The organism is Spongiactinospora gelatinilytica (genome assembly GCF_003236385.1).
GTDB lineage: Bacteria > Actinomycetota > Actinomycetes > Streptosporangiales > Streptosporangiaceae > Spongiactinospora > Spongiactinospora gelatinilytica.
The window spans coordinates 1-1,409 of record NZ_POUA01000717.1 but is presented as its reverse complement, the minus strand read 5'-3'; the positions used below and the strand labels follow the sequence as shown (position 1 = coordinate 1,409).

At 71.7% G+C, this 1,409-nt stretch carries 3 protein-coding genes; 1 reads left to right on the top strand and 2 read right to left on the bottom strand.

The genetic code is table 11. The features are described 5' to 3' along the window. Both C1I98_RS45945 and C1I98_RS43395 read right to left on the bottom strand, forming a co-directional pair. Positions 1–476: FAD-dependent monooxygenase (locus C1I98_RS45945; RefSeq protein WP_199537562.1), on the bottom strand; the 476-nt coding region annotated here is incomplete at its 3' end. Further along, on the bottom strand, positions 407–592 hold the full coding sequence (locus C1I98_RS43395) for an FAD-dependent monooxygenase (RefSeq protein ID WP_199537561.1): 186 nt from the start codon (positions 590–592) through the stop codon (positions 407–409). The genes C1I98_RS43395 and C1I98_RS45945, both read right to left, overlap by 70 nt. Before the next feature lie 245 nt (positions 593–837). On the opposite strand from C1I98_RS43395, the gene C1I98_RS38870 reads away from it, so the two are divergent. After that, the gene (locus C1I98_RS38870) at positions 838–1,212 is read left to right on the top strand and encodes a winged helix-turn-helix transcriptional regulator (protein ID WP_233508573.1); all 375 of its coding nucleotides are present in this window, start codon (positions 838–840) and stop codon (positions 1,210–1,212) included. The last annotated feature ends 197 nt before the right edge of the window (positions 1,213–1,409 follow it).

The window sequence follows — 1,409 nt, the reverse complement described above, 5'->3', positions numbered from 1 at the left end:
GGCCGGCGGGCTGGCCGCGACCTTGGCCATCGGCAGCCTGGCCGGGCTGTATCCGGCGATCCGCGCCTCGCGGCTGTCGCCGACCGAGGCCCTGGCCGCCCGCTGACGGCCGGGGCGGGCGTCCCCGCCCCGGCACACTTGACACCACCCGCCCCGCCTTGTTCGTTGTGCCCAAAGCCCGGCCGCTCCGGCGGGTCGGCCAGCTCCACGCCGCCGAGGAAGCCGAAGACGGTCGAGTCGGTGCCGGAAAAGTCAATGCCCGCCGCCTGGCGCACGGTGCTGCCCGCGCCGTCCGCCCCGAGCACGTGGTCCGCGGTGATCCCGTACTCGCCGTCCGGCCCGCTGACCCGCAGTGTCACGCCCTGTTCGTCCTGGCTCATCCCGGAGACCTGGTGCCCGCGCCGGATCACCGCCCCGAGGGCCCGGGCGTGCCGTTCGAGCAGTTCCTCGGTGCGCAACTGCGGGTGCGCGAGCATGAACGCTGCTCGGCCCGTTCCAGGACCAGCGGTCGCCCGCCGCCCAGGGCCAGCTCCGCCGCCATCCACAGCCCGACCGGGCCCGCGCCGACCACGATGGTGTCGTGTGCGTTCACAGTAATCACTCTCCGTTGAATTGTGGTGTGACACGTGCGGTGATGCCGGCCGCGCTGAGGCGGAGGCCCCGCCGGGCGCGGAGGAGTCGATGTCAAGCAGGCAGGACATGGGCGGGGCTTCTTTCGAAGTGGTGCGAAAGCGCGCTCCGGTGATCCGAGAGCGGGCCGGAGTCGTGGATCGGTGTGACCGCCCCGTAGCCGTTACAACTGGTAGTGCGGTTGCATCCGGATGAGAGGTAATGGAGATGGCGTCAGCGCGACAGATCACCGGTCCGTGCCAGGCATGGCCGAAGGACAGCGCCTTCATCCGTGAGGTGCTCGACCGCATCGGCGACAAGTGGACGGTGTTGACCATCAGCACCCTGAGCGCCGGCTCGCTGCGCTACTCCGACCTGCACGCGAGCATCCCAGGGATCTCCCAGCGGATGCTGACCCAGACGCTCAAGCATCTCGAGCGCGACGACCTGATCACCCGGACCGCGTACGCCGAGGTCCCGCCGCGAGTGGAGTACGAGCTGACGAAGCTAGGCCGGTCTCTGATCGACGCGGGATGGCGATGGCCGGTTGGGCCGCCACCCACCACAGCGAGATCGCCGGCAACCGGGCCGCCAGCGAGCTGACCGGAGTCGGCCGGGGCAAGGCCGCGGTCGGCGCGCCGGCAGGCTGGGGTGCCGGTGGCACTCACCGCTGCGTAACGTCGGGCACATCGGGCACATCGCCCGCGGCGTCCTCGTTGTCCGCCTCAGCGCTCGCCGCCTCGTCGGCGGCGTCGATGTGGCACACCCCGGTCACGGGCTCGCCCCACCCGCCCGCGGGG

Excerpts from the sequence above, each read along its gene's own strand:
- C1I98_RS38870 (WP_233508573.1), top strand. The coding sequence starts at position 838 with ATGGCGTCAGCGCGACAGATCACCGGTCCGTGCCAGGCATGGCCGAAG.